Source organism: Amycolatopsis pigmentata (genome assembly GCF_042684065.1).
GTDB lineage: Bacteria > Actinomycetota > Actinomycetes > Mycobacteriales > Pseudonocardiaceae > Amycolatopsis_E > Amycolatopsis_E pigmentata.
The window spans coordinates 580385-602692 of the sequence record NZ_JBHUKR010000021.1; the positions used below are offsets into that span (position 1 = coordinate 580385).

21 protein-coding genes are annotated in these 22308 nt (G+C 69.2%); 12 read left to right on the forward strand and 9 right to left on the reverse strand.

Annotated features, from left to right (window positions below; genetic code table 11):
- The first annotated feature begins 31 nt into the window (after positions 1-31).
- The gene (gene rlmN, locus ACFSXZ_RS33995; protein ID WP_378269870.1) at positions 32-1153 is read left to right on the forward strand and encodes a 23S rRNA (adenine(2503)-C(2))-methyltransferase RlmN; all 1122 of its coding nucleotides are present in this window, start codon (positions 32-34) and stop codon (positions 1151-1153) included.
- A gap of 175 nt (positions 1154-1328) precedes the next feature.
- Here rlmN and ACFSXZ_RS34000 read toward each other — a convergent pair whose 3' ends face one another.
- Positions 1329-1598: a DUF2631 domain-containing protein gene (locus tag ACFSXZ_RS34000; RefSeq protein ID WP_378269872.1), complete on the reverse strand. Its 270-nt coding sequence runs from the start codon at positions 1596-1598 to the stop codon at positions 1329-1331.
- Positions 1599-1659: 61 nt separating this feature from the next.
- Between ACFSXZ_RS34000 and dxr the strand changes: the two genes are divergently transcribed.
- From dxr to map, 6 genes are all read left to right on the forward strand, one after another.
- Positions 1660-2868: a 1-deoxy-D-xylulose-5-phosphate reductoisomerase gene (gene dxr / locus ACFSXZ_RS34005; RefSeq protein WP_378269873.1), complete on the forward strand. Its 1209-nt coding sequence runs from the start codon at positions 1660-1662 to the stop codon at positions 2866-2868.
- A gap of 3 nt (positions 2869-2871) precedes the next feature.
- Complete coding sequence (locus tag ACFSXZ_RS34010; protein ID WP_378269875.1) at positions 2872-4077, forward strand: M50 family metallopeptidase; 1206 nt, start codon at positions 2872-2874, stop codon at positions 4075-4077.
- A gap of 80 nt (positions 4078-4157) precedes the next feature.
- Complete coding sequence (ispG, locus tag ACFSXZ_RS34015; protein WP_378269877.1) at positions 4158-5309, forward strand: flavodoxin-dependent (E)-4-hydroxy-3-methylbut-2-enyl-diphosphate synthase; 1152 nt, start codon at positions 4158-4160, stop codon at positions 5307-5309.
- An 84-nt stretch (positions 5310-5393) separates the two neighbouring features.
- The gene (locus ACFSXZ_RS34020) at positions 5394-5861 is read left to right on the forward strand and encodes a Uma2 family endonuclease (protein WP_378269879.1); all 468 of its coding nucleotides are present in this window, start codon (positions 5394-5396) and stop codon (positions 5859-5861) included.
- Between the two features lie 163 nt (positions 5862-6024).
- Positions 6025-6879, forward strand: coding sequence for a GNAT family N-acetyltransferase (locus tag ACFSXZ_RS34025; RefSeq protein ID WP_378269881.1), 855 nt, complete (start codon positions 6025-6027; stop codon positions 6877-6879).
- Positions 6880-6932: 53 nt separating this feature from the next.
- Positions 6933-7790, forward strand: coding sequence for a type I methionyl aminopeptidase (gene map / locus ACFSXZ_RS34030; RefSeq protein ID WP_378269882.1), 858 nt, complete (start codon positions 6933-6935; stop codon positions 7788-7790).
- Here map and ACFSXZ_RS34035 read toward each other — a convergent pair.
- Positions 7777-8466 (reverse strand): FadR/GntR family transcriptional regulator, encoded by a 690-nt coding sequence (locus tag ACFSXZ_RS34035; protein WP_378269884.1) that lies wholly within the window; start codon positions 8464-8466, stop codon positions 7777-7779. The genes map and ACFSXZ_RS34035 overlap by 14 nt on opposite strands.
- 58 nt (positions 8467-8524) lie before the next feature.
- Here ACFSXZ_RS34035 and ACFSXZ_RS34040 point away from each other — a divergent pair, with 58 nt between their 5' ends.
- Positions 8525-9724, forward strand: a complete 1200-nt coding sequence (locus ACFSXZ_RS34040) for a CynX/NimT family MFS transporter (RefSeq protein ID WP_378269885.1) — start codon at positions 8525-8527, stop codon at positions 9722-9724.
- A 19-nt stretch (positions 9725-9743) separates the two neighbouring features.
- Here ACFSXZ_RS34040 and ACFSXZ_RS34045 read toward each other — a convergent pair whose 3' ends face one another.
- Positions 9744-11132 carry a mycothione reductase gene (locus ACFSXZ_RS34045; RefSeq protein WP_378269887.1) on the reverse strand — a complete coding sequence of 463 codons (1389 nt, stop codon included), beginning with the start codon at positions 11130-11132 and terminating at the stop codon, positions 9744-9746.
- Between the two features lie 163 nt (positions 11133-11295).
- Here ACFSXZ_RS34045 and ACFSXZ_RS34050 point away from each other — a divergent pair, with 163 nt between their 5' ends.
- Both ACFSXZ_RS34050 and ACFSXZ_RS34055 read left to right on the forward strand, forming a co-directional pair.
- On the forward strand, positions 11296-12105 hold the full coding sequence (locus ACFSXZ_RS34050) for a serine protease (RefSeq protein WP_378269889.1): 810 nt from the start codon (positions 11296-11298) through the stop codon (positions 12103-12105).
- A 9-nt stretch (positions 12106-12114) separates the two neighbouring features.
- On the forward strand, positions 12115-12540 hold the full coding sequence (locus ACFSXZ_RS34055; RefSeq protein ID WP_378269890.1) for a GNAT family N-acetyltransferase: 426 nt from the start codon (positions 12115-12117) through the stop codon (positions 12538-12540).
- On the opposite strand, the gene ACFSXZ_RS34060 is transcribed toward ACFSXZ_RS34055, so the two are convergent.
- The 4 genes from ACFSXZ_RS34060 to ACFSXZ_RS34075 all read right to left on the reverse strand — a co-directional run bounded on the left by ACFSXZ_RS34060 (position 12506) and on the right by ACFSXZ_RS34075 (position 17551).
- On the reverse strand, positions 12506-13690 hold the full coding sequence (locus ACFSXZ_RS34060; RefSeq protein ID WP_378269892.1) for an 8-amino-7-oxononanoate synthase: 1185 nt from the start codon (positions 13688-13690) through the stop codon (positions 12506-12508). The genes ACFSXZ_RS34055 and ACFSXZ_RS34060 overlap by 35 nt on opposite strands.
- Before the next feature lie 88 nt (positions 13691-13778).
- Positions 13779-15221 carry a DEAD/DEAH box helicase gene (locus ACFSXZ_RS34065; RefSeq protein ID WP_378269893.1) on the reverse strand — a complete coding sequence of 481 codons (1443 nt, stop codon included), beginning with the start codon at positions 15219-15221 and terminating at the stop codon, positions 13779-13781.
- A 302-nt stretch (positions 15222-15523) separates the two neighbouring features.
- Entirely contained in the window at positions 15524-16255 is a 732-nt protein-coding gene (locus ACFSXZ_RS34070) for a YaaA family protein (protein WP_378269895.1), read from the reverse strand.
- 42 nt (positions 16256-16297) lie between these two features.
- The gene (locus ACFSXZ_RS34075) at positions 16298-17551 is read right to left on the reverse strand and encodes an NAD(P)/FAD-dependent oxidoreductase (protein WP_378269896.1); all 1254 of its coding nucleotides are present in this window, start codon (positions 17549-17551) and stop codon (positions 16298-16300) included.
- 571 nt (positions 17552-18122) lie between these two features.
- On the opposite strand from ACFSXZ_RS34075, the gene ACFSXZ_RS34080 reads away from it, so the two are divergent.
- Positions 18123-18860, forward strand: a complete 738-nt coding sequence (locus ACFSXZ_RS34080; RefSeq protein ID WP_378269897.1) for a Stp1/IreP family PP2C-type Ser/Thr phosphatase — start codon at positions 18123-18125, stop codon at positions 18858-18860.
- Positions 18861-18910: 50 nt separating this feature from the next.
- Here the strand turns inward: ACFSXZ_RS34080 and ACFSXZ_RS34085 are convergent, their stop codons facing one another.
- Both ACFSXZ_RS34085 and ACFSXZ_RS34090 read right to left on the reverse strand, forming a co-directional pair.
- Complete coding sequence (locus ACFSXZ_RS34085) at positions 18911-19159, reverse strand: S1 RNA-binding domain-containing protein (RefSeq protein ID WP_378269898.1); 249 nt, start codon at positions 19157-19159, stop codon at positions 18911-18913.
- Between the two features lie 723 nt (positions 19160-19882).
- Positions 19883-20959 (reverse strand): LacI family DNA-binding transcriptional regulator, encoded by a 1077-nt coding sequence (locus tag ACFSXZ_RS34090; RefSeq protein ID WP_378269900.1) that lies wholly within the window; start codon positions 20957-20959, stop codon positions 19883-19885.
- A gap of 136 nt (positions 20960-21095) precedes the next feature.
- Here ACFSXZ_RS34090 and ACFSXZ_RS34095 point away from each other — a divergent pair, with 136 nt between their 5' ends.
- The gene (locus ACFSXZ_RS34095) at positions 21096-22307 is read left to right on the forward strand and encodes an MFS transporter (RefSeq protein WP_378269902.1); all 1212 of its coding nucleotides are present in this window, start codon (positions 21096-21098) and stop codon (positions 22305-22307) included.
- The last annotated feature ends 1 nt before the right edge of the window (position 22308 follow it).

Consider the following 22308-nt stretch of genomic DNA (forward strand, 5'->3'; position numbering starts at 1 on the left):
ATCTCCGGGGTCGTGGGACACTTGAAGTGTTATGACCGCTCTTCCCCTTGTTTTCGACGCGCCCAAGCGCGGACTGCCACCGCGTCACCTGGCCGACCTCACCGCCGCCGAACGGGCGGCGGCGGTCACCGAACTCGGCGAAAAACCCTTTCGCGCCAAGCAGTTGTCCAACCACTACTTCTCCCGGCTGACCGTCGATCCGGCCGCGATGACCGACATCCCGGCCGCGTCGCGTGAACGGCTCGTGGCCGGACTGATGCCGCCTCTGCTGACCGAGGTCCGTGCGCTGAGCTGTGACGGCGGCAGCACCCGCAAGACGCTCTGGCGTGCCCACGACGGCACCCTGCTGGAGAGCGTGCTGATGCGCTACCCCGACCGGGCCACGCTCTGCATCTCCAGTCAGGCCGGGTGTGGCATGGCGTGCCCGTTCTGCGCCACCGGGCAGGGCGGTCTCGAACGCAACCTGTCCACGGCGGAAATCGTCGACCAGGTCCGCGCGGCGGCCGCGGTGATGCGGGACGGGTTGCTGCCCGGCTTCGACGGCAAGCCGGCCGCGGGCCGCCTGTCGAACATCGTCTTCATGGGGATGGGCGAACCGCTGGCGAACTACCGGCGCGTGGTGGCCGCGGTCCGCCGCATCACCGATCCGTCCCCGGACGGGCTGGGCATCTCGCAGCGGTCGGTGACGGTGTCCACGGTCGGGCTGGCGCCGGCGATCCGGAAACTGGCGGACGAGCGGATGCAGGTGCGGCTCGCGGTGTCCCTGCACACCCCCGACGACGAGTTGCGCGACACGCTGGTGCCGGTCAACAACCGGTGGCCGGTCGACGAGGTGCTGGAGGCGGCGAGGTACTACGCCGAAACCAGCGGCCGCCGGGTCTCGATCGAGTACGCGCTCATCCGTGATGTCAACGACCAGTCGTGGCGGGCTGACCTGCTGGCCAAGCGCCTGCGCAAACACCTCAACCAGCTGGTGCACGTCAACGTCATCCCGCTCAACCCGACCCCCGGCAGTGAATGGGACGCCAGCCCCAAGCCGGTGGAACGGGAGTTCGTGCGCAGGGTCAACGCGGGCGGCGTGACCTGCACGGTCCGGGACACCCGGGGCCAGGAGATCGCCGCGGCGTGTGGCCAGCTCGCCGCGGAGGGGTGATGGCTAGCGCGTGTATCAAAGTCCGCGTTCTCGCTTGAAGCGAGGAGAGGCGCGCGGGTGCCGAAGGCCTCGGATTTGGGGAGGTGGGCCGCCTGCCCGCGATGGTGAGGGTCGCCTCCAGGTCTCGGCCTGGCTACCCAAATCCGATCGCGCGCTTTAAAACACAGCCGAAGACTCAGCGGCGCCAGGCGGTGCGCTGACGGCGCAGGTCGATCAGCAGGAGGATGATGATCGCGAGACCGATGCCGACCAGCCAGACGTTCTCGGTGTTGTTCTCGTGATTGTTGTAGATCATGACGAACATGACGATCGCGGTGATCCAGCCCGCGATCCTGGTCGCCCTCGGGAACGAGCCGTGCCAGCCCCACTCCGCCGACGGCTCGTCGCGCGGGTCCACCTTCTTGACCTCGCGTTGCTGCCGCTTCTGGACCGTCTTGCCAGCCACGTTCACTCCTCGTCGACACCCGTCACATCGGTCCCGATGATCCCACGAGAGAATAGCCGCGATGAACGCACCCCGTACCGTGCTCGTGCTCGGTTCCACAGGTTCCATCGGCACGCAGGCGCTCGACGTGGCCGCCCGTAACCGTCCGCTCTTCCGCGTCGCCGGTATCGCCGCGGGCGGCTCCGACCCCGGTGCGCTGGCCGCCCAGGCCATCGCGCACGAGGTGGAGGTGGTCGCGGTCACCAAGGCTACGGCCGTCGAGGATCTACAACTCGCGCTCTACGCCGAAGCGCAGCGCCGGGGGTACGCGCGCGGTGAGTTCCGGATGCCGCGGATCCTGGCGGGCGCCGGCTCGGTGACCGAGTTGATCGACGCGATACCCGCCGACGTGGTGCTGAACGGCATGCCCGGCTCGCAAGGTCTCCAGCCGACCCTGAAGACGCTGGAGACATCGGCCACGCTCGCGCTGGCCAACAAGGAGTCGCTCATCGCGGGTGGCCCACTGGTGCTCAAGGCGGCGAAGCCGGGACAGCTCGTGCCCGTGGATTCCGAGCATTCCGCACTGGCGCAGGCACTGCGGGGCGGTCGCGCGGAAGAGGTCGACAGGCTCGTGCTGACCGCCTCCGGCGGCCCGTTCCGCGGCCGGACCCGCGAGCAGATGACCGGGGTGACGGTCGAGGAGGCGCTGGCGCACCCCACCTGGTCCATGGGGCCCCTGGTCACGATCAACTCGGCCACCCTGATCAACAAGGGGCTGGAACTGATCGAGGCGCGGCTGCTGTTCGACGTTCCGTGCGACCGGATCGACGTGGTGGTGCATCCGCAGTCGATCGTGCACTCGATGGTGACGTTCACCGACGGGTCCACGATCGCCCAGGCGAGCCCCCCGGACATGCGGCTGCCCATCGCACTGGCGCTGCACTGGCCGGATCGTGTGCCGGGCGCCGCACCGTCATGCCGGTGGGACCAGGCTTCGGCATGGACGTTCGAGCCACTGGACGACACCGCGTTCCCCGCGGTCGAGTTGGCCCGTCACGCCGGCACGGTCGGTGGCTGCCTCCCCGCGGTGTTCAACGCCGCCAACGAGGAGTTGGTGGCCGCGTTCCTGGCCGGGAACATCGGCTTCACGTCCATCGTGGACACTGTTGAGCGAGTGGTCGGGGAGGCGTCCGGCTGGCATCGTGAACCCCGGGACATCGAAGACGTGTTCGCCGCGGAGAAGTGGGCCCGGGCCCGCGCCGCCGAGATCGCCAGGACTGGAGGGAAGTAGCGCGTGCTCGCCTACATTTTCGGAGTCGTGCTGTTCGCGCTGGGCATCTGCGTGTCCGTCGCGTTGCATGAGGCGGGACACATGCTCACCGCCAAGGCCTTCGGGATGAAGGTCCGGCGCTACTTCATCGGCTTCGGACCGAAGGTGTTCTCCTTCCGCCGCGGAGAGACCGAGTACGGGGTGAAGTGGATCCCGCTCGGCGGTTTCTGCGACATCGCCGGCATGACCGCACTCGATGAGGTGACACCCGAAGAGGCGCCGCGGGCGATGTGGCGGTTCAAGACCTGGAAGCGGACGGTGGTGCTCTCGGCCGGGTCGGTGACGCACTTCATCCTCGGGTTCATCGTGCTCTACGCGATGGCCGCCACGATGGGCCTGCCCAACGTGGCCGGCACCCCAGTGGTGTCCGCCGTGTCCGACTGCGTGCGCGACGGCAGCACGGTGCAGGAGGCCAACAACCCGGTCTGCCGCCCCGGTGACCCGGCGCCCGCGAAGCAGGCCGGTCTGCAGCCGGGGGACAAGGTTCTCGCGGTCGGCGGCAAGCGGACGCCCACCTGGAGTGACATGGTGGACGCCGTGCAGTCGGCGTCGGGCCCGGTCCCGATCCAGGTGGAACGCGACGGCCAGACCCGCACGCTGACCGTGGACGTGCCGAAGGTGGTCCGCCCCAAGACTTCGGGGGAGGGCACTCAGCAGGTCGGGGCGATCGGCGTCACGAACACCGGCATGTTCGCCTACAACCCGGTGACCGCGTTCGGTGGCGCGGCCGGCTTCACCGGTGACATGTTCGTCAACGCGTGGGAGCGGCTGCTGGAGTTCCCGCAGCGGATCCCGGCCGTGGTGCAGGCGATCTTCGGTGGCGAACGCGACCCGAACACGCCGGTCAGCGTGGTCGGCGCGAGCCGGATCGGCGGCGAGGCGGTCGAGGCCGGGTTGTGGCCGTTGTTCCTGATCCTGCTGGCGAGCCTGAACTTCTTCGTCGGGGTGTTCAACCTGCTGCCGTTGCTGCCGCTCGACGGCGGGCACATCGCGGTCACCTGGTACGAGCGGGTGCGCGACTGGATCCGCCGGCTGTTCGGCAAGGCCGCGGGCGGCCCGGTCGACTACACGAAACTGTCGGCGGTCACGATGGTGCTGGTGTTCATCGGCGGCGCGGTGACCCTGCTGACCGTCACCGCCGACATCGTGAACCCCATCCGCCTCCAGTAGGTAGGCTGGATGGTGCGCAGCCGGTCTCGACCACCGGGGCCGCTTCCGTGTCCCGGTCGCCGACGAGTTGAGAGGATTCGATGAGCGTCGCGCTTGGTATGCCCGCCCTGCCGCCACCCGTACTCGCCGAGCGCCGCCCCACCCGCCAGCTGATGGTCGGTCCGGTGGGCGTCGGCAGTGAGCACCCCATCTCGGTGCAGTCGATGACCACCACCCTGACCGCCGATGTGAACGCCACCCTGCAGCAGATCGCCGAACTGACCGCGGCGGGCTGCGACATCGTGCGGGTGGCCTGCCCCTCGGCGGACGACGCCGAGGCGCTGCCCGCCATCGCCAAGAAGTCCCAGATCCCGGTGATCGCCGACATCCACTTCCAGCCGAAGTACGTCTTCGCCGCGATCGAGGCCGGGTGCGCGGCGGTGCGCGTGAACCCGGGCAACATCAAGAAGTTCGACGACAAGGTGCGCGAGATCGCGCAGGCCGCCAAGGACCACGGCACTCCCATCCGCATCGGGGTGAACGCGGGCTCCCTGGACCCGCGGCTGCTCAAGAAGTACGGCAAGGCCACCCCGGAGGCGCTGGCGGAGTCGGCCCTGTGGGAGGCGAGCCTGTTCGCCGAGCACGACTTCCATGACATCAAGATCTCGGTGAAGCACAACGACCCGGTCGTCATGGTGCGCGCCTACGAGATCCTGGCCGAGCAGTGCGACTACCCGCTGCACCTCGGTGTCACCGAGGCCGGTCCGGCGTTCCAGGGGACGATCAAGTCGGCGGTCGCGTTCGGCGCGTTGCTGCGGCAGGGCATCGGGGACACGATCCGGGTTTCGCTGTCGGCCCCTCCGGTCGAGGAGGTCAAGGTCGGCACGCAGATCCTGCAGTCGTTGAACCTCAGGCCCCGCAAACTGGAGATCGTGTCCTGCCCGTCGTGCGGGCGGGCCCAGGTGGACGTCTACAAGCTGGCCGACGAGGTGACCGCGGGCCTGGAGGGCATGGAGGTGCCGCTGCGCGTGGCCGTGATGGGCTGCGTCGTCAACGGTCCGGGGGAGGCCCGTGAGGCCGACCTGGGCGTCGCGTCGGGCAACGGCAAGGGACAGATCTTCGTCAAGGGCGAGGTGATCAAGACCGTCCCCGAGCACCAGATCGTGGAGACCCTGATCGAAGAGGCCATGCGGATCGCGGAGGAGAGCGAGGACGCGGGAGACCGCGGTGAGCCCACGGTCACGGTAAGTTAGCCTTTTGTTACTGGGCGCGAAAAGCGCGCCTTCGCCGCTGGCCCTTGAGTATGTGGTGGACGGCAAGGTCGTGGGAAAACGAGCATGAGCACCGCATTCGCGGATTCCGCGCCGACCTGGGACTACCTGCTGCACACCTGGCGGGATCTCAAGGTGCCGGAAGGCTGGCGGCCGGAACTCACGGTCGAGGAAATCCATATGACGCCACCGCCGGGAGGGGCGCACAACCTGGTCGCCGGGCGCCTGCATCGCGCGCTGCTGCCAGTGGTTCCTGAAGGGTGTGAGATCTTTCAGACGCAGGGAGTCGGCTTCCACCAGGTCGGGGCGATCTACGTGCCGAATCTGTGCGTCGCCCGGGTGGACAGAATCCTGCCCGGATCGGATCCGGTTCCGGCGGAGCATGTGTCACTCGCCGTCGAGATCACCTCGCGGCGCAACGCGGAGCGCAGCCGGAAGAAGGAAGCGCCGGGTCTATGCGCACGGCTCCATTCCGCAGTACCTGCTGGTCGACGCCTTCGACGAGGACGGTGCGGCGGTGTCGCTGTTCAGTGATCCGGTCAAGGGCGGCTACCGCCGGATCATCCGGATCCCCTTCGGAGAACCGATCAAGATCGGCGAGCCGTTCGACGTCGAACTCGACACGACCACCTTCTGATCCACCCTGTTACTCACCGTGGTTTCGCCTTGACGGGCGTCATCTGGCAATCTGGACCCTGTGTTACGGCTTGCCGGTGCGCGGCTGCTCGGTGATCGGGACCATTCGGCGGTTCGGGCCGTTCTGGCCGCCGATCCAGTGGCGAGTTGCATGGTCAGCGCGCGGGTGGAGGCGGCAGGCCTCGACCCGTGGCGGCTGGGTGGCGAATTGTGGGCGGCCGACCTTCGCGGGTCCCGCTCCGGCAAGCTGCCCGGGCTGTGCTTCTCCGGTCCGAATCTGATTCCCTTGCGCGGTAACGCTTCCGCGCTTCGTTCGTTCGCCGATCGCGCGTTGCGCAGGCAGCGGATCTGCTCTTCGCTGGTGGGCCCGGCGGAGCAGGTGCTCGGCTTGTGGAACGAACTGGCGGCGGAGTGGGGCCCTGCCCGGGAAGTCCGTGAGGACCAGCCCTTGATGGCTCTGGACACCCAGCCCGCGGTCCCGGCCGACCGGTGTGTCCGCCCGGTCCAGCCCGCCGAGCTCGAGCGTTATCTCCCGGCCGCGATCGCCATGTTCACCGAGGAGGTGGGCGTCGATCCGCGCGCCGGTGACGGCGGGGCGAGCTACCGGGCACGGGTGGCGGAGCTGATCGCCGGAGGCCGGGCCTTCGCGCGGTTCGAGAACGGCGAGGTCGTGTTCAAGGCCGAGATCGGGGCGCTTTCCCGCCATGTGGGCCAGATCCAGGGGGTCTGGGTGCATCCGGAGCGCCGGGGGCACGGCCTCGGCACGGCGGGCACGGCCGCGGTGGTGAACCGGCTTGTCGGCGGCATGGGCAGGACAGCCAGCCTCTACGTCAATTCGTTCAACGCGCCCGCGCTGGCCGCCTATCGCCGGATCGGTTTCCGGCAAGTGGGCCGCTACGCCACCGTGCTCTTCTGACCCCTCGGCCACGCGGCGACACGCGTTTTGAGCGACGTTCTAGGCTGGAGAGCATGGCCCAGCGTGCTCCGTTGAAACCAGGCGTTCAGACACCGCGTCGTCCCGTGCCCGCCGACATCGCACGTCCCGAGTATGTGGACAAGCCGGCGCCGAAACGCGACAAGGGCAACGGCGTACGGACACCCGAGGTCATCGAGGCCATGCGGGTGGCAAGCCGGATCGCCGCGCAGGCCCTGGAAGAGGGCGGGAAGGCCGTCAAGCCGGGGAACACCACCGACGACATCGACAAGGTCGTGCACGAGTTCCTGCTCGACCACCACGCGTACCCGTCCACCCTCGGCTACCGGCACTTCCCGAAGTCCTGCTGTACCTCGCTGAACGAGGTGATCTGCCACGGCATCCCGGACTCGACGGTGATCGAGGACGGCGACATCTGCAACATCGACGTCACCGCCTTCATCGGCGGCGTGCACGGCGACACCAACGCCACGTTCCTGGCCGGAGACGTGTCCGAAGAAGTGCGGCTTCTCGTCGAACGCACTCATGAGGCGACGATGCGTGCGATCAAGGCGGTGCGCCCCGGCCGCCAGTTGAACGTGATCGGGCGGGTGATCGAGTCGTACGCGAAGCGCTTCGGCTACGGCGTGGTGCGCGACTTCACCGGCCACGGCGTCGGTCCGGCCTTCCATACCGCTCCGACCGTGCTGCACTACGAGGAGCCGTCGGTGAGCACGGTCATCGAGCAGGGCATGACGTTCACCATCGAGCCGATGATCACGCTCGGCACCATCGACTACGACGTCTGGAGCGACGACTGGACGGTCACCACCAAGGACAAGAAGTGGACCGCCCAGTTCGAGCACACCATCCTGGTCACCGAGACCGGAGCGGAGATCCTCACTCTTCCTTGAGCGGGCCCGCGGCCGCGTCGAGCAACTGGTCGAGCAGACCACCCGCTTCGGCGGCGGCACGGTCGGGGTCCCGGTTCGCGATCGCGGCGAGCAGGTCCTGATGTCCGGTCTCGACCTGTTCCACGAGGTGGTCTCGTGAGGTCGCGGCCACGCTCGCGGTGACCGCTTCGGTGATCCCGCGATAGAGCTCGGCCAGCAGCTCATTGTGTCCACTGTGGACAACGGTGCGGTGGAACTCGGCGTCGGCGCGGACGAAGGCGGGCCAGTCGCGTTCGCGCTGGGCTCGGTCACGGGCGTCCATCAGTTCGGTGAGCCGGGTGAGGTCGGCCTCGTTGCGGGCGAGCGCGGCCAGGCGCGCGCCTTCGACCTCCAGCCCTCGCCGGACCTGGAGTACTTCGCGCAGTTCGGTTCCGCAGATTCGCCGGACCGCGCCGGACACCTCGCTGGTCGCCCGCACGTAGGTGCCATCCCCTTGGCGTACATCGAGCAGCCCGCCGTGGGCGAGCGCACGAACGGCTTCGCGGACGGTGTTCCGCCCCACACCGAGACGTTCGGAGAGCGCGGACTCGGGCGGAATCCTTGTGCCGATCGGCCAATCCCCTTGGGCGATGGCGTCCTTGAGTTGCCCGATGACCTGATCGACCAGCCGGGTCCGGCGCGTGGTGGCCAATGGCACAGCGGAAACCTCGGAATCTTATTCGCCCGATCATCCTACGTCTGAGATAGTAGCGGGCGTGGCCGACACGTTCGTGAAGCAACGCGCATCAGTTCGTGTATTGGCCGGCGGCGGACTGCTGGGTGTGGCCGTCGTGCTCGCCGCGCTCAACCTCCGGCCCGCGGTGACCTCCACCGGTTCGGTGCTCGGTGAAGTCCGTACCTCACTGGGCGCGTCCGCGACCTGGGCGGGGGCGCTGACCACCGTGCCCGGTCTGTGCTTCGCGGTGGCCGGGTCCATCGCGCCATGGGTGGCGAAACGGATCGGTCTGCCCGCGGCGGTGTCCGTCGCGCTCGCGCTGCTCACCGGTGGTCTGGTCATCCGGGTGCTGGACGGCAAGCTGGTCGTGCTCGGGGGCACTCTGGTCGCCACCGCGGGGATCGCGCTGGCGAACGTGTTGATCCCGGTCGTGGTCAAAGATGCCTTCCCGGCGAGGGTCGGGCTGATGAGCGGTCTTTACACCGGTGCGTTGCAGACCGGTGGCGCACTCGGTTCCGCGGTCACACCTGGCGTGGACAACGCGTTCGGTGGCTGGCGGCCGGGTTTGGCGTCGTGGGCGGTCCTTGCCGGTGTCGCGCTGGTTCTCTGGATGATCGGGGCGCGCACGAAGCCGGGCCTCCCGGACACCGGTCCGGTGCCGGAAGGGGGCCCCAGATCGTTGCTGCGCAATGGTTTGGCGTGGACGGTCACGCTGTTCTTCGGGTTGCAGGCGTGTCTCGCCTACATCGTCATGGGCTGGCTGCCGGCGGTTCTCATGGACTCCGGAGTCAGTCGCGGCGACGCGGGCCTGCTACTCGGGTTGATCTCGTTGCTCGGGTTGCCGGTGAGTCTGTTCCTGGTTCCGCTGGCCGCCCGGTCCCGCAGCCAGAGCTGGTGGGTCGTCGCCCTCGGTGTCTTCGGCCTCGCCGGGATCACCGGCGTCATGATCGCCCCAGGAGCCGCCCCGTTGCTGTGGTCGATCGGCATCGGGATCGGGATGAGCGTGTTCTCGCTCGCCATCACCACGATCACCCTGCGGTCGCGCGACGGCGCGGACACCGCCAGGCTTTCCGGGATGGCACAGGGGTTCGGCTATCTGCTCGCCGCGCTCGGGCCGTTCCTGTTCGGCCTCCTGCACGATGTCACCGGGAGCTGGACGGTCCCGTTCGTGCTGCTGCTGCTGACCTCCGCGGGCCAGATGATCCTGGGCTGGTTCGCCGGCCGGCCCCGCTTCGTCTGAACCCGGGCGGGCGAAACACTCACTGGTTCGGTTCCAGCGGAAGGTTCAGCAGGGCGTTTTCGACCAGCTCCGGCATCGCCGGGTGGATCCAGTACTGGCCCCGCGCCATGCTGTGTGCGTCAAGGCCGAAACTCATCGCCTGGATCAATGGCTGGATCACCGTGGGCGCCTGCGGACCGATGATGTGCGCGCCCAGCAACTGGCCGGTGGCCGGGTCGGCCAGCAGCTTCGCGAAGCCGGAGGTGTCCTCCATCGCCCAGCCGTAGGCGATTCCGGCATAGTCCTGTTTGGACGTCACGTACGCCACGCCCCGCTCGCGTGCCGCCTCTTCGGTCAACCCCACCGAGGCGATCTGGGGCGAGCTGAAGACCGCGTGGGGGACGAACCGGTGATCGGCCCGGATCCGCTCGGCGGGGTGCAGCAGGTTGTGCTGCACCACCCTGGCCTCGTGGTTGGCGACGTGCTTGAGCTCATGGCGCGAGGACAGGTCTCCCAGCGCGTAGATGCCGGGCACGGACGTCTCCTGGTAGTCGTCCACGACGACATGCCCAGTGTCCATTGTGGATATGCCGGTCGCCGCGACGTCGAGCAGGTCGGAGTTGGGGCGCCGCCCCGTCGCGATCAGCACATCGTCGGCTTCGACGGTCTCGCCTTCTTCGAACGCGAGGACCACGCCGGTTTCTCCGCGATGGGCGCGCACGGTGTGGCGGTTGAGGCGGACGTCGAAGCGTTGGCGGGCCAGTTCGGTGAACCGGGTGCTGATGTCCCCGTCTTCGTGGCGGAGCAGCGCGCCGGAACGGGCGACCAGCGTGACCTCGACGCCGAACGACGCGAACACGTGCGCGAACTCGGCCGCGACGAACCCGCTGCCGATGATGACCAGCCGCCGCGGCAGCCTGTCCAGCCGCATGATCGTGTCGGAGGTGTGGTAACCGACTTCGTCGAGTCCGGCGATGTCCGGGATGATCGGCCTGCCGCCCGCGGCGAGCACGAACCTGTCGGCGGTGATCGTCTCGCTGTCGCCGGGCAGTGCGACGGTCAGTTCCTTGTGTCCGGTGAAGCGCCCTTCGCCTTCGTAGACCGTGACATTGGCGTTGTCCTGATGTCCTGTGCGGTACTCACGGCCGCCCGCGGCGATCGGGTCGATGCGGCCGAAGATCCGGTCGCGTACGTCGCGCCAGCGGACCCCGGTCAACTCCTCGTCCACACCGAACCTCGAGGCCGCGGACGGGGTCGCGGCGAGGTCGGCGGTGTGCACGAACATCTTCGTCGGAATGCAGCCCACGTTCAGGCAGGTCCCGCCGAAGACACCCTTCTCCACGATCGCCGTCTTCCAGTCGGCGAAGCGCGGATCGAGAATCGAGTTCCCTGAGCCGGTACCGACGATGACCAGGTCGTAATGGGGCACGCCCTGGTCAACTCACGACTTGCCGCCTTTGTTCCTTCGGCTTCGTCCCCAGGCGGTCCAGGGAAGCGCTTCCTCCCCAGGTCCACCCTATTCAGTGACAGTCGGTATAGCGCTGTGTGCACTAGGGTAATCAGGTCAACCGAGGGGAGAGGTAGGGGTTGGAGTGGGGAAGCACCAGCGGCGCGCTCGCGCCATCCGTCTGGCAGTAGCGGCCGTCGTGGCCTTGGGGATGTGTGTGCCGGTCGCGGGCGTGGCCGGTGCGACTTCGCCCGGGCCCCGGATCGTCGGCGGTGAGACGGCGCCGATCACGGACTATCCGTACGCGGTCTATCTGGTCGACAACGCCGGCAGTCAGTTCTGCGGCGGGGTACTGGTCGGCCCGTCCGCCGTCGCGACGGCGGCACACTGTGCTGTAGGTGCGCATCCGTCGGACCTGCGCGTCGTCACGGGAAGACAGGACAAGCGCACTCGCGACGGAGTGGTCGCGCGGGTCTCCGCCATCTGGATCCCTCCCCAGTTCAAGGATCCGACCAAGGGCAGCGATTTCGCCGTGCTCAGGCTGGATCGCCCGGTCCGCTACCGGCCGGTCGATCTCCCGGCCCAGAATGACGACTCCTTCTACACCGCGGGCACGGACGCCACCGTGCTCGGCTGGGGCCGGACGTCCGAGGGCGGCGACCGGTCGGACGTGCTCCGCAGGGCCACCGTGCCGGTCATGGCCGACTCGGACTGTTCGGCCGACTACGGCCTCTACGACCCGGCGGGCATGGTGTGCGCCGGATATCCGCGCGGCGGAATCGACGCCTGCCAGGGTGACTCGGGTGGTCCGCTCGTGGTCGGGAACACGCTGATCGGCCTGGTGTCCTGGGGCGAGGGCTGCGCTCAGCCCGCCAAACCCGGTGTCTACACCCGGATCGCCGTCTACGCCGACGCGATCAGGGCACAGGCGAGGTCCGGGCGTCCCGTCTGGTAACAAGTGACGGTGAACGTTGCCGGAACCGAACTGACCGCTCGACAGCTGTACGACATTCTGCGGCTGCGCGCGGAGGTGTTCGTGGTGGAGCAGCAGTGCGTCTACCAGGACCTTGACGGGCAGGACCTGCTCGCGACGACACGTCATTTCTGGCTCGGTGGGGTCGATTGCTACCTGAGGGTGCTGTCCGGGCCGGACGGCGTGCACCGGATCGGCCGTGTGGTGACCGCGAAACAGGCCCGTGGGCAAGGACTCGCCGCCAAACTGATGGGTGAGGCGGTCGCCTTCATCGGCGACGATGACAGTGTGCTCGCCGCACAGACCTATGCGCAGGACCTCTACACCAGATTCGGCTATGTCGCCGAAGGCGACGAGTACTTCGAGGACGGCATCTCCCACATCACGATGTGGCGCCGGGTGGCGCGGCCTCGCTGATCACCTTGACCGCGGTGTCCACATCGGACTCGGTGAGACCCGCATGCACGGTGAGGCGGAGCCGCGAGACTCCATCCGGCACGGACGGCGGGCGGAAACACCCGACCCGTATGCCCCCTTCGGCGCAGCGTTCGGCCCAGCCGACCGCCCCGGACGCCGAGGGTGTGCGGACAGAGATCACCGCGGAACGCGGAGCGCTGACCGCGAACCCTTCCTCGCGGAGCAGGTCGGCGAGCCGGGTGGCGGACGCCAGGACCTTCGCCGGCAGGTGCGGCTCCGTCTTGAGCACTCCGAGCGCCGCGACCGCGGCCGCCGCGCTCGCGGGCGCGAGGCCGGTGTCGAAGATGAAACTCCGCGCGGTCTCCACGAGATGCCGGATCACGCGGCGGGGCCCGAGTACCGCACCACCTTGTGCGCCAAGGGCTTTCGACAATGTGATGGTGGTGACCACGTCGGGTTCGGCGGAGAGCCCGGCGGCGTGGACCGCGCCACGGCCGCCTTCGCCGAGCACACCGAAACCGTGTGCGTCGTCGACCAGGAGTGCCGCGCCGTGTTCACGGCTGACGGCGGAAAGTTCCGTCAGTGGCGCGAGGTCACCGTCCACCGAGAACACCGAGTCGGTGACCACCAGGGCCCGCGCCTTGCGCCTGGTCGCGAGGGCGTGTCCGACCGCGGCAGGATCGGCGTGCGCGACCGCCGCCACGTCGGAGCGAGAGAGGCGGCAACCCTCGATCAGGGACGCGTGAATGTACTTGTCGGTCACGATGGCCGACTCGGCGCCGCTGAGCGCGGTCACCGCCGCCACGTTCGCGAGGAATCCCGACGAGAAGACCAGAGCCGCCTGAACGCCGCAGAATCGGGCCAGTTCGTGTTCGAGTTCGGCGTGCAGTTCGGTCGATCCGGTCACCAGACGGGAACCGGTGGATCCCGTGCCCCACCGGAGCGTGGCCGCGGCAGCGGCTCCCGCCACCCGCTTGTCGCGAGCCAGCCCGAGATAGTCGTTCCCGGCCAGATCCAGCTCGGCGGTCGACGCACCGCGCGGCCGGAGTTTGCGCGTGAGGCCGGCTTCCGCCCTCCGTGCGGCCTCCGCGTCCAGCCAGTCGAACACCTGCTCGGCTGGGACGGATTCGGAAGTCGGACGCGCGTTCATGGCGGCAGTGTCTCAGAGTGCGCGCGGGGTCATGGTGCGTGGGGGTGTGCGGAAAGCGCCGCCAAGACAGCGCTTTCCGCCCCTCCTGCTACTTCGGGCTGCCCTGGTGCCGGGTCTGGCCCCGGGCGAAGCGCTTCGGCCGGGAGCCGTCGCGGTTGCTCCGGTGGCCGCCGCCGGTGAACCCGCGCGAGCGGGAACCGTACCGGTCGCCACCGCGGGGGCCGCCGTGCCGGGGGTGCGGCTCACGACGGCGCTCGAGGACCGGCTCACCGCTCGGCTCGCGCGCGCCCGTGACGCGGCTCAGTTCGGCGTCGCCGGGCCGCACCTGGGTGCTTTCCGCGCGAATCCCGGCGCGCTCGGTCATGCGGCGCACGGTACGTCGCTGGTCGTGCGTGACGAGGGTGACCACGACGCCCGAGGCCCCGGCGCGGGCGGTGCGCCCGGCGCGGTGGAGGTAGTCCTTGTGATCCGCCGCGGGGTCCACGTGGAGCACCAGACTGACGTCGTCGACGTGGATGCCCCGCGCGGCGACGTCCGTGGCGACCAGCACCGGGGTGTGGCCTTCCTTGAAGTCGGCGAGGACGCGGTTGCGCTGTCCCTGCGTCTTGCCACCGTGCAGGGCTCCGGCCGCGACACCGCTGGCGCGCAACCGCTCGGCGAGCCGGTCGACGTGATGCTTGGTCCGCACGAACATGATCGTGCGGCCCTCACGGGCACCGATCTCGGTCACGATGGTCTGCTTGTCCTGCTGCGAGACCTGGAACACGTAGTGCTCCATGGTGTCCACGGAAGCGGTGGCAGGCGCGACCGAGTGCTCGACCGGATCGGACAGGTAGGCGTCGACGAGCTTCTTGACGTCCCCGTCGAGCGTCGCGGAGAACAGCAGGCGCTGCCCGTCGGCCGGGGTGAGGTCGAGGATCTCCCGAACCTGGGGAAGGAACCCCATGTCCGCCATCTGGTCGGCCTCGTCGAGGGCGACGAAGTTCACATCGGAGAGCACGCAGGTGCCCTGCCGGACGTGGTCGGACAGCCGGCCCGGCGTGGCGATCAGCAGGTCGACCCCGCGGTGCAGGGCGTCGGCCTGGCGGGTGAAGGCCATCCCGCCGACCGCGGTGCGGCACCACAGGTTCAACGCCTTGGCCAGCGGTGCCAGCGAGTCGGCGACCTGCATGGCCAGTTCACGGGTCGGCACGAGGACCAGCGCACGCGGGTGCTTCGCCCGCGCCTTGCCCCGGTACAGGCGGGCCAGCAACGCCAGCCCGAAGGCGAGTGTCTTGCCGGAACCGGTCTGGGCGCGGCCCAGCACATCGCGGCCGGCGAGCGCGTCGGGCAGAGTGGCCGACTGGATCGGGAAGGGGGCCTGCATACCGGCATCGGCCAAGGCCCGGAGCAGGGGCTCGGGCAGGTCGAATTCGGAAAACGACTCCGCGAGCGGAGCCGACGGGGCGGGCTGCACCCGCTCGACGTGGTGGCTCCGGTGCGGTTTGCGGGACGGGCGCGCGGACTTGCCCGACTCGACAGTGATGCTCACTCGATTCCTTTCGTGCCTCTGGCGACGCTGGCACGTCACAAGGAGGCCCGGTGTGCCGGCGCGCACGCAGGCAGGAAAGATGTTCCGAGGGCGTTCACAGGGACGGACCCGGCGCATTGTGCGCCGCTGCTGGGGTTGAGTACCGCAGGTGTGGCCGGGGAGTACATCTCTGTGCGCCACGCCGTGATGCGGTCTGTGATCAGTGTAGCGGAGCGTGCCGTCCGGCCGGGGACCGGCCCACGCCCCGCCCGGCGCATCCCGGTGCCGCCACCGTCCGTTTGCCCTGCTCGTCGGCGGGTGGTTCAGGAGGGCGTGACCAGTTCGAGTTCCAGGTCACCGGTGCGGCTCAGCCGGATTCCCCCGCGCTCCGCGGCGCTGATCAGGCCTTCTACCGTCGACGGTTCCCGTGCTGTGGTGGCGAGCACGGCCGCGAGCCTTCCCTTGTACGCCTTGTTGTGGTGGCTCACGGTCCGGCCTGTGGCAGTGACCACACGTACCGTCACCGCGGCCGGAATGCGGGCAAGCGCGGCATACGCCCCCGACCGCAGGTCGACGATCAGCGGGTCGGCATTTTCGAGGATCGGTTCCAGCGCCGGACGCCAAAGGCCGCGCAAAGTGCCCAGCGCCGGCAGGGAGGTGCCGCCGGAAAGCCGATAGGCGGGGATACGGTCGGCGCCCCGCACGATGCCGAACAGCGCGGAGGCCACCGCCAGTCTGCGTTCGGCCTTGCCGCGCTGTGACCGGGTGAAAGCGCCGAAGCCGAGGGCGTCGTAAAGCACGCCTGTGTAGCGTTCGAGCGCAGGCAGGGCGGGCGCTGACCACAGCGTGGCGTTGCGGGCGAGTTCGTCTTCCTGCCGGGGGCTCAGACCCAGCACGCGCAGCGCGGACGGGACATCGGAAGCCAGTTCCACCAGGGCGTCGGCGAGCTTGCGGCGTACCGGCGTGAGTTCGGGGAACGACAGGCTGTCGAGGTCGAGCGGCGGCCCGTCTCCGCCGGGGGCCTTGGTTTCCGATGGGGGTAGCAACACCAGCACGTCAGCAGGGTAACGGCCGGTCGCCGTACCGCGGCGCGGGTCTCAGCCGGCGCTCGCCAGATGACGTTTCAGTTCGAAACCGTCGTCGATATCGTCCGGGTGGAGTCCGGTTCCCGCCGCGAACAGCCGCCGCGCCGCCATGTGGTCGGCCGGGCGGTTGACCGACTCCACCGCGCGCAGCCGCTCGCCCTGGAAGCAGAACACCGAGAAGGCTCCTGGCTCACCCGACACGACGGTACGGTCGTAGCCGTTCGCCAACCCGGCGATCTGGAGCTTCGTGTGGAACTGATCGCTCCAGAACCAGGGCACCGAGCGGTAGGGCGCGGTCTCGCCGGTCAGTTTCGCGGCGACACAACGGGCCTGGTCGACCGCGTTCTGGACGGACTCCAGCCGGACCGGTCCGCTCGCGAAGGGGCTGGAATGGGCGGCGCAGTCACCGATCGCGGAGACGTTCGAGTCCGAAGTGGACAGACATTCGTCGACCAGGATGCCGTTGTCCACGGCAAGCCCCGCATCGGCGGCGAGTTCCGTGTTCGGGATCACGCCGATGCCGACGACGACGAGATCCGCGGGGAGGACGAGGTCCGGACCATTTCCGGCGACCTCCACGCCGGTGACGGACGATTCGCCGAGCAGGCGCGTGACCGTCCTTCCGGTCAGGATCCGGTTTCCGTGTGTTTCGTGCAGGTCGGTGTAGTGCGCCGAGACGGCGGGAGAAGCGACCCGCGCCAGCACCCGGCCGACCGTCTCGACGACCGTGACCGAACGGCCGAGCTTCGCGGCGGTGGCCGCGAATTCCAGCCCGATGAAGCCGCCGCCGATCACCACCACGTGTTGGGCCGCCCCGAGCCGGTCCCGCAGCACGTCCGCGTCTTCCCGTGTCCGGAGCCCGAACACTCCGTCCAGCGCGGCCCCGGGAACCGGCAGCGCCCGGTTGCGGGAGCCGGTGGCGAGTACGAGGTGCGCGTACGCGAGTTCGTCGCCGTCGGCGGTCAGTACGCGTTTGCGGTCGCGGTCGATGCGCCGTACCCGCGTGTTGAGGAAGTCGATGTCGTTTTTCGCGAAGAAGGACGAACCGCGCAAAGTCAACCGCGCGGCATCGGCCGTGCCCTCCAGGTAACCCTTCGACAGCGGGGGCCGTTGATAGGGCTCACCAGGCTCGTCCCCGACGAGCACGACCCGGCCGGGGTACCCGTTGTCTCGTAAGGACGCCGCGGTCTGGACCCCTGCCTGGCCCGCCCCCACCACGACCACCGTCATCGCCGCTGCGCCACCCTTCGTCGTGTATGCCGCCATCGTGCCAGCGTTCCGGCAGGGGCCGCCACGTTGCCCGCGCCGGCATGACGGCGAAACCCTTCGCCCCGGCCCCGGCCCCGGCGACGGCGAGGGAAGTGAAGGAATGAATGTTTACTCCGAAACGTCGCCCGACGCGCTGGGCTCCGTGGTCGTGAATAATTCACGCCGGCGCTCGTCGCATGTGGACGGGATTTCCGGACGCGGGCGCTCGTGCGCGCGGTGTCCGAGCGCTCCTTGCGGTCGGCGCATGCCGGTCGCATCAACTCGCACGACCTGCCAAGAACGGTCGACCACGATGGCGCAGACGGCCGGTTCCGCTGTTCGGCCGATAGCGCGCCGACAACAAGATCACCCGATCGGGGCAAATCGTGGCAGGTAAGACAATCCACAGCGGACGAGGGCACCCCCGCCACCCTTGCCGGGACGGCACGAGCCCGTAACTTGCCCGCACCTGGCCGACGCTGTTCGCGGGGTGACCACGGGGGGAGCGAAAGACGAGATCATCGAGCCCGTGCGCGTGTCGTGGGGTGAGGCCGTGCCGTGCTCCACGCACCACTGCTTTACTTCTCCTATGGAACTGACCCTCCGGTACGCCGTGGCTTCCGATGTCGGGCAGCGGCGGGAAGCGAACGAGGACTCCGTCTACGCCAGTCCGCGCCTGCTCGCCGTCGCGGACGGCATGGGCGGACACGTCGCCGGCGAAGTCGCCAGTTCGGCGGCCATCGCCGCGATCTCGGACCTCGACAAGAGGCTCACCGCCGACGCCGACCCGTTGGAGGAGTTGTTCGGCGCGGTGCGGGACGCGGTCGTCCGGCTGACCGACCTCGCGGAGGACGACCACGCGTTGCGGGGGATGGGGACCACGCTCACCACGCTGCACTGGAACGGAAGCCGCCTCGCGGTCGCGCACGTGGGTGACTCCAGGGCATACCTCCTGCGCGAGGGTGAACTCGAGCAGATCACGCGTGACCACACGGTCGTCCAGGAACTGGTCGACCAGGGACGGATCACCCCCGAGGTCGCCGCGTCCCACCCGAGCCGTTCGGTGCTGACCCGTGCGTTGCAGAGCGGTGGGGAGGCCGATCCGGACCTGTTCTTTCTCGAAGTCCGCCCGGCCGACCGCTATCTGATCTGTTCGGACGGGTTGTCGGATGTGGTGCCCGCCGATGCCATCCGGGAGGTTCTGGCTACCGAGACGGACCCAGAGCAAGCCGCCCAGCGGCTTGTCGAACTCGCCAATGCCGGTGGCGGCCCGGACAACATCACCTGCGTCATCGCCGACATGGTCGAACAGCACGCCGCCCAGTAGGTTGTGGGTGTGCGGGGCAGTCTCAACCTACCCCGCACACCTTCGGCCCGTCAGGCCGGGGTGAAGCTCATCCGCCGGTTTTCGACGTCGAGATTCGCGATCCGGACCGGAATGGCCGAACCGGTTTCCGGTGTGGTGGACCAGGCGGACCGGGGAAGCAGCCCGTGAATTCCTGGCGCGGCCTCCAGCAGGGCACCGAAGGGAAGAACCTTCGTCACCCTGACCGTGAGCACCCCACCGTCGCCGTGCTCAGCGAGGAATTGCTTCCAGCCGAGCGGGGATATCTGTGATTCGGACATACGCGTTTCACCTCCTCTCGCCATTACCCGAAATACGGAACAATCCGCACAAGGACGAAAATGGGAGAAGAGAGGGGCGGGCCTCGGGCCCGCCGGGTGATCACGGCGCGGCCGGGAACCCTATCCGCTCGCGGCTGTTCGCCGACCCGGCAGTCACGGGATGACCGTACCAGCGCGTTCACGGACTGTCGACCACCCGCGAAACCACGCTGCGGGCAACCCGCGGGCGCGCCCGGGTTGGGGGCGGTGGCGCGCCCGCGGGCGGGGCCGGCTGGGGTTCCGGCCCCTCAGGCACCCGGTCGCCTTCCCCAGGAGGGACGGCCGGTGCCCTGGTTCACGAGACCGCTGCGCACGAACGCGCTGCGCACGAACGCGCTGCGCACGAACGCGTGGCGTCGAACAGCGATCGCCTCCGATCCGCGAAACTCAGATCGAGCAGGACGCCGCCTCGGCGACTCCGGCGCCGGCGAAGAGGCCGAGTACGGTAAGGACGAGCAAGCTCGGCAGATAGGCGCGCAACTTCGAGTTCACGACTTCGACTCCCTCGGAAATGGTTGTGCGGCCGAATGGCGGCCGCGTGTGCTCACGCGATCCACAATGACGGATCACGTACCGGTGTGACAGCCCTGTTTTTCTTTCTGTGGACAACTCGGTTCAGACGTTCGACGCGGGACTTGCTGTCCACAGAAATCAGAATAGTGTTGCGTGTTCTGAAGATTTTTGCTATCGGGCAGGGCCCGACGAACCGCGCACGACGAGTTCGACGTCCAAAGTGGCCGGCTCGGGCGGTCGTTCTCCCGCCAGCAGGCGGAGCGCGAATTCGCCCGCCAGTCGCCCCTTCCGCACCAGGTCCTGCCGGACCGTGGTCAGTCCGGGTTCGGCCCAGCGCGCCGGGGGAGTGTCGTCGAAGCCCACAATGGACAGATCGGCGGGAACCGCCAGGCCGTGCCGATGAGCCGTGGCCAGCGCCGCGAGCGCGAGTTCATCGGACATGCACAGCAGGGCCGTCGGCCGTGGCGTGCGGTCGAGCAGGCCCCGGACGCCGGCCATCGCGTCCTCACGCGAGAGTCCCGACGTCTCCCAGATCGGCACGTGCGTGCGCGGTATACCCGCTTCGGTGAGCGCGTCCAGGTAACCCGTCAGCCGTTCGCGGTTGTCACGGAAACGGGAACGCAAAGCCTCGTCCGCGTCCAGCGGGCCGCCCCTCGGGGCGGACAGACATTGCGCGGAAAGGACACCGAAACGCCGGTGCCCGAGTGCCAGCAGATGCCGTGCGGCGGCTGCCGCGCCCCCGCGATCGTCGATGCCGACCCTGGCCGCGCCCGGGACCACGGGATGGTCGATCACCACCAACGGAAGCCCTCGCCGGCGGACGGCCCGCAGTGCGGGCGCGCCGTCCGCCAGTGAATAGGCGACCGCGAGATCCGCCTGTGCCGTGAGCACCCGGTCCGCCCGTGGTCCGCCGTCGTCACCACCGGGAAGCAGGAGCAGCGCGTGCCCGGTCGGACCCACTGTGGTGGCGAGCGCGTCCAGCGTGATGGACAGTGCCGGGTCGGAGAAGGCCGCGGACAGGCCCGTGTCGAGCATGAACGCGATCGCCCCGGTGCGCTGGGTGGCGAGACTGCGGGCGACCGGGTCCGGTCCCGCGTAGCCGAGGCGGTTGGCCGCGCGGAGAACCTCCTCCCGTAGGCCGGGGGAGAGTTGGTCCGGGCGGTTGTAGGCGTTGGACACCGTCGCGCGCGACACCCCGACGGCACTCGCGACATCGTCCAGGGTCGGCCGACGGCGGTTACCGCTCATGGGATTTTCCCGGCCTGCGCGCGTGCCGGCGCACGAGGGACGTCATGTGCCCAGCATATCGGTGGACTTTCTGAAGCGCTTAAGCCATTGTGGGGCTTGGAAAGCGAGACGCACCAGCCGAAATGGGGTGGCGGGGGTGGCCGGCGCACGGGTGGCGGTTTTCGTGGTCTTCGGCCTGTGCGGCGCGGTGAACGCCTCGTGGGCGCCGCGGGTGCCCGCGCTCGCCGCGCAACTGCGGGCAGGTCCGGGCCAACTGGGCCTGAGCCTGCTGGTGATGACGGCCGGCATGTTGATGACCGCGGCGGTGTCCGGCCGCATGGTCGAACGCTTCGGTTCCCGCTCGGTGATCGTGGGCTCGGTGCTGTTGTCCTGTGTGGTCCTGCCGATTCTCGGGACGCTGCACTCGATGATCGGGTTCGCGATCGCGATGGCGGGCGTCGGCGCCGCCAGCGGCGCGCTGGACGTATCGATGAACGTGGCCGGGGTGGGCGTGGAACGCAGGCTGGGGCGGCCGATCATGCCGATTTTCCACGCCGGTTACAGCTTCGGAGGCCTGGCCGGTTCCGCCGCCGCCGGGCTGGCCGCGGCGGGCCACTGGTCGCCCACCCGGCATTTCCTGGTGGCGGCCGTCGCGGTGGCGGTGGTTCTGGTCGTCGTCGTGCGTGGCCTGCCGCGCTCCGCGTCGCGGGCCGGCGGGCCGGCGCCCGCGCCGCGGGTCGCGCCCGGGCGCCGGCCGGTGCTGTGGCTGCTCGCGGCCATCGCGTTGCTCTCGGCGATCGCCGAAGGCGCGAGTTCGGATTGGTCGGCTCTGCTGCTGGTCACCGCGCACGGGGTCGGGCAGGGCACGGCCGCGCTGGCGCTCTCGGCATTCTCGCTGGCCATGGCACTCGCGAGGCTGGGCGGAGCCTGGGTACAGCGCCGGTTCGGCGCGACCCGGAGCCTGGCCGTCGGCGGGCTGCTGGCGGCTCTCGGCCTGGTCACGGCGGCGACAGTGCCGGTCACCGCGCTCGCCATCGCCGGTTTCGGCCTCGCCGGTGCGGGCCTGGCCGCGTCGTTCCCGATCGCGCTGGGGCTGGCCGGGGCGGCGGGCAGGCGTGACGACGGCGGTGGGGGCGAACGGGAAGTCGCGTTCGTCACCACGATCGCCTACACCGGTTTCGTCGGCGGGCCGCCGATGATCGGCGGCATCGCCCAACTGACCTCGCTGTCCGCGTCGTTCGTCGTGGTCGGCGCCCTGGCGGTGCTGATCGCGCTCGCGGCAGTGGGGGCCGAGCGGGCCCGCCGTCGCGAACTCGCCGCTAACCTCGGGCGGGAGCACGGAGTCCGTGGTACGGGCCTAGTCTCGTAGC

What these genes read in the sequence shown, in the direction of transcription:
- rlmN (WP_378269870.1), top strand. Translation starts at nt 32, where the DNA reads ATGACCGCTCTTCCCCTTGTTTTCGACGCGCCCAAGCGCGGACTGCCA.
- dxr (WP_378269873.1), top strand. Translation starts at nt 1,660, where the DNA reads ATGAACGCACCCCGTACCGTGCTCGTGCTCGGTTCCACAGGTTCCATC.
- ispG (WP_378269877.1), top strand. Translation starts at nt 4,158, where the DNA reads ATGAGCGTCGCGCTTGGTATGCCCGCCCTGCCGCCACCCGTACTCGCC.
- ACFSXZ_RS34020 (WP_378269879.1), top strand. Translation starts at nt 5,394, where the DNA reads ATGAGCACCGCATTCGCGGATTCCGCGCCGACCTGGGACTACCTGCTG.
- map (WP_378269882.1), top strand. Translation starts at nt 6,933, where the DNA reads ATGGCCCAGCGTGCTCCGTTGAAACCAGGCGTTCAGACACCGCGTCGT.
- ACFSXZ_RS34060 (WP_378269892.1), bottom strand. Translation starts at nt 13,690, where the DNA reads ATGAACGCGCGTCCGACTTCCGAATCCGTCCCAGCCGAGCAGGTGTTC.
- ACFSXZ_RS34075 (WP_378269896.1), bottom strand. Translation starts at nt 17,551, where the DNA reads ATGGCGGCATACACGACGAAGGGTGGCGCAGCGGCGATGACGGTGGTC.
- ACFSXZ_RS34080 (WP_378269897.1), top strand. Translation starts at nt 18,123, where the DNA reads ATGGAACTGACCCTCCGGTACGCCGTGGCTTCCGATGTCGGGCAGCGG.
- ACFSXZ_RS34085 (WP_378269898.1), bottom strand. Translation starts at nt 19,159, where the DNA reads ATGTCCGAATCACAGATATCCCCGCTCGGCTGGAAGCAATTCCTCGCT.
- ACFSXZ_RS34090 (WP_378269900.1), bottom strand. Translation starts at nt 20,959, where the DNA reads ATGAGCGGTAACCGCCGTCGGCCGACCCTGGACGATGTCGCGAGTGCC.